Here is a 4,579-nt window from a genome sequence, read left to right on the forward strand (position 1 = left end):
ACCAAATTTGCTACTAAACTCCTAAATCGATCCCCAATGACCCTAAATAAATATTACAATTTAATTAACAAAATTTAATTAACCTCTCATAATCTGGCGTTATCCATGACCGTAATTCCGCCACCATCTGTGTCTCCCATCACATCCTTGCTCTCACGCCTAACTAGCAAGCTCAATCGACTCGAACCCTCTCCAGGGTTGGTCGTGATGCTATTATCGATGTCGATCGGTGGCGCTGCGGGAGCGGGAGTAGTTTTATTTCACTACCTAATCGATTTATTTGATAGTTCATCGCATACGGCGATCGCCGATACGATCGATGGACTGCACATGCAGGGAATAAAGGGGACTTGGTTGCTAGCGTTAGTACCGATCTTTGGGGGGGCGATCGTCGGGATCATGCGGTGGTATTGGCAGGATTTTGGCCCTAACATGAACTCGATGATTGCGGCGACTCAATCGGGTAACAAAGTGACTCCGTGGCGGGGGCTGGTGAAGATGGTCGCGGCGGCAGTATCGCTCGGAACTGGGGCATCTTTAGGCCCAGAGGGGCCGAGCGTAGAAATCGGCGCGAATCTAGGGATGTTTTTGGGACAGGCTTTACATGCTTCCCAGGAGCGGCAGCGGTTATTGTTGGGCGCGGGTGCGGCGGCGGGAATTGCAGCGGGATTTAATGCCCCGATCGCGGGCGTGTTTTTCGCACTAGAGTTGGTGCTGGGTAGCACTTTTGCAACTTCGGCAGTCAGCGTAGTCGTCTTAGCTGCTGTCGTCGCTTCGTTGGTGGCTCAAATCGGACTGGGTGGCAGACCTGCGTTTGCGTTGCCAGTATATGAAGTTAAAAGCTTATTCGAGCTACCGCTGTATTTAGTATTGGGTGGCTTGGCGAGTTTGGTATCTTTTGCCTACACTCAGACTGTCGATTTTGCCAGAGCGGCTTTTCAGGGAAACATCAGTTATCTGGCTTGGTTGGGAAAAGTGCCTCGCTGTCTGACGCCTGTTGTCGGCGGGACGATCGTCGGAATTGTCGCGTTGAAGTTTCCCCAAGTTACGGGCATCGGCTATGAAACGATCGAAGCGATGTTGCAAGATGTCCAATTTTCCTTGATGCTGCTAGTCTCGATTTTAGTCATCAAAATGCTGCTGACAGCAGTCAGTCTGGGTAGCGGCTTAGTCGGTGGCTTGTTTGCACCTGGGATGTTTTTGGGCGCGACGATGGGCGCAATCTACGGTAAGTCTCTAGTCTTGTTATTTCCCGCTCTCAGCAGCCAGATTGCAGCGCCACCAGCCTATGCAATGGTCGGGATGGCGGCGGTACTCGCCAGCAGTGCGCGGGCACCCTTGACGGCGATCCTGTTGATGTTTGAGCTGACTCGCGACTATCGGATCGTCCTCCCGGTAATGGCGTGTGTCGGTTTGAGTATTTGGGCGATCGAACGGATGAACCCCAAATCCAAATCCCCAGACAAACTAGATAAACTGGCGCTGAGCGTCCAACCAGATCGAGATCTCGCCATCCTCCAACACCTGCGGGTGCGGGATGCGATGGATCATCATTATCTGCGATTGTCCGATCGGTTAGACATTCTGGCGGCTGGCTTGAAATTGACTCAAAATAACTGCCATAGTGCTTTAGTTGTGGACGATCGAGACGAACTAATGGGGATTATCACTCTTCACGATCTCAGTCGCGCTATTTCTCAAGCCGAAGCATCACTGCAACCCGATCGACTACTCGCCGATAATGTTGGTAGTATCTGCACCAAATATCTATTTTATGCTGATATCGATGAGCCGATCTCCGAAGCGATCGATCGGATGAATGCCCGAGGGCTGCATCAATTGCCAGTCACCGATAGTTCCCATCCCGAGCGAGTTGTCGGCATTCTTCAACAGGAGCGGATCGCGCTCGCTTGTAGCGTCGCAGCCACGCGTCAAGCTTTGAATAAGTACCAGTTGTCATTGCCTGCGGCAACGTCGAGCCTCGAAGTGAATTAGCTTGAATATCTGTGTTAACCTCACCTTTACTCGGGTGAGGTTAACTTATTTGCCGTTTTTAGGTAGGTCGGCACAAATATTTATTAGAGTAGAAAAGCCTGAAACCTCGACGGTGGGCAATGCCCACCCTACCATTCTACTTCATCAAAAATCGGCTAACGCACGATTGAAATCGTCGCTAATGTTGCAAAGTCCGCCTACTCGGACTAGGATTTCTAACCCGCGTAGGCGGGTTTTGCACCATGAGCAGCGGTTTCAACCGCTGATAATTCCGAAGTGCGGAATGTGGGTTACAAAGACTCAAACACGGCGGTAAAACCAGCTAGTTTCAAGCATTCGTCGGTAAATTCATCAGCATCATTGACATCTTCAATTTGATATTCCATGATACGACGATCGTCGCCGTGCATCTTCTTGGATGAGATTAAAGTTGCTGGATATTTTTTCGCGAGTTCCTTGAAGGCTGTGCCTTGAATGCGCCAGTCTTCTGCCGAACAGTTAATTGTTATACGCCACATAATTAGGGAATAGGGGATAGGGGATAGGGAATAGCAATGGATTTCACTATTCACCATTGACTGTGTTTTAAAGGGAATAGGTAATAGCAATGGATTTCACTATTCACTATCCACTATCCACTATCCACTACCTCTTAACCTGTATTTCGCATTCCTGCGGCAATTCCATTGATCGTGAGTAAGGCACCATCGAGCAGTTCTTTCTTGCTATAGCGAGAATAGATCGTGCCCGCGCCGCCGTGTTGGCGCAACCGTTTGAGCAGGGAGACTTGCAAAAATCCTAGCGGGACGATACTCGCATTCCGGAGCTGGATCGATCTTTGGAGTTCGGGATTATCATCTAAAAATCTTTCGTGTCCCGAAATCCGCAACACCATATCGCTAACGAGCTGATATTCTTGGGTGATACGATCGAATAAAACCTCGAACTGTTCCTTATTTTCTGGTTGCGATAGTTCGCTCATATAGTGGCGGGCAATTTGCAAGTCAACTTTAGAAATTGTCATCTCGACCTTAGAAATTGCCATCCGGAAAAATGGCCATTTGCGGTAAAAACCTTGGAGCAATTCAAAGTTTTCCGTCGGTGCTTCGGCGACAAATTCTTGGAGTGCCGAACCAACGCCATACCAAGAGGGGAGTAAAAAGCGGCTTTGCGTCCAGCTAAATACCCACGGAATTGCTCGCAGACTGGCGAGATCGCGTTTACCACCGCGCCGTGCGGGACGGGAACTAATCTGGAGATGGCTGATTTCATCGATCGGTGTTACCTGATGAAAGAAGTTGACTAAATCGGGACAATCGTAGATCAGTCCGCGATAATGGCGGCGCGATCGATCGGCAAGATCTTCCATTACTTCATTCCACGGCTCGATATCGTCGATTCCGCCAGACATCAAGCTAGTTTTAATTACCGCGCTGGCTACTTGCTCTAAGTTATAGAGTGCTAACTCGGGTAGCGAATATTTAGAAGCTAGGACTTCCCCCTGCTCGGTAATCTTGATCCGACCATTGATACTTTGCCCTGGTTGGGCTAAAATCGCCTCGTGAGACGGCCCGCCACCCCTGCCGACGCTACCCCCACGTCCGTGAAAAATTCGCAGCTTCACGGCGAATTGCTCGGCGATCGACTGGAGTGCTTTTTGCGCTTTATGGATTTCCCAGTTACTACTGAGGAAGCCAGCGTCTTTATTACTATCGGAGTATCCCAACATCACCTCTTGGAGATCGGGGACTAATCCGGGAATCGCTGTCTCGGGGCTGGGTTGATAACCACCCGTCAAAGCCGCTCGATAGAGGGGCAACTCAAACAGCGATTGCATCACGCGAGGGGCTTTTTTGAGATCCTCAACGGTTTCAAATAATGGTACTACTTGCAGGCTAGTAATCCCGGTGGCGGGGTCGTATAAACCTGCCTCCTTAGCGAGCAGCATCACTTCGAGAATGTCGCTGACATCTCGATTCATACTGATTACATAAGTTTGACTGATTTCGGGGCCAAATTCCAGATGGAGTCGGCGCAGCATCCGAAAAGTTTCGACGGTTTCGACGGCTTTGGGCGAGAAGGGGAGTTCGCCAGGGATTAATGGACGCCGGGTTTGGAGTTCGCGCACCAGCCACTCGACTCGATCGGCTTCCGAGAGGTCGTGGTAGGATTGGGGCAAAACTTGGAGATACTCGGCAATTTCGGCGACTGTATCGGCGTGGCGACTGCTCTCCTGGCGGATGTCTAGTTGCGCGAGGTTAAAGCCATAAATTTCCACCTGACAAATCAGCGTTTCTAACGCCTGACAAGTTAATCCGGTTTGTAGTAAGCTCTGCCGAATTAAGCCCAACTCTTTGAGAAAATCTGCCCCCGAATGATAGCAGGTATAGGGATTGAGATCGGTTTGTGGAAACTGTAAACTGTCCCAATCAGCTACTTTTCGCGATCGATCCAAGGTATTGGCAAGTCGCTCGATCATATAAGTCAGTTTGAGTCGATACGGCTCCTGACGATAGCGAATTGACAACTCATCATAGATTTCTGGGAAGTGCGCTTTATCTTGTTCGAGCGATTCCAATAATTC

The 4,579-nt window shown here is 49.7% G+C and carries 3 protein-coding genes; 1 reads left to right on the plus strand and 2 read right to left on the minus strand.

Annotated features, from left to right (window positions below):
* Nucleotides 1–105 precede the first annotated feature (105 nt).
* A complete protein-coding gene (locus tag RMO35_RS03220; protein ID WP_309738508.1) occupies nt 106–1,995 on the plus strand; it encodes a chloride channel protein in 1,890 nt (629 codons plus the stop codon).
* Nucleotides 1,996–2,285: 290 nt separating this feature from the next.
* Here the strand turns inward: RMO35_RS03220 and RMO35_RS03225 are convergent, their stop codons facing one another.
* Together RMO35_RS03225 and RMO35_RS03230 are read right to left on the minus strand one after the other, a co-directional pair.
* On the minus strand, nt 2,286–2,513 hold the full coding sequence (locus RMO35_RS03225) for a hypothetical protein (protein ID WP_309738510.1): 228 nt from the start codon (nt 2,511–2,513) through the stop codon (nt 2,286–2,288).
* A 134-nt stretch (nt 2,514–2,647) separates the two neighbouring features.
* On the minus strand, nt 2,648–4,579 hold a 1,932-nt coding region (locus RMO35_RS03230), incomplete at its 5' end, for a phosphoenolpyruvate carboxylase (RefSeq protein ID WP_309738511.1).

It is taken from the genome of Chamaesiphon sp. OTE_20_metabat_361, from assembly GCF_031364565.1.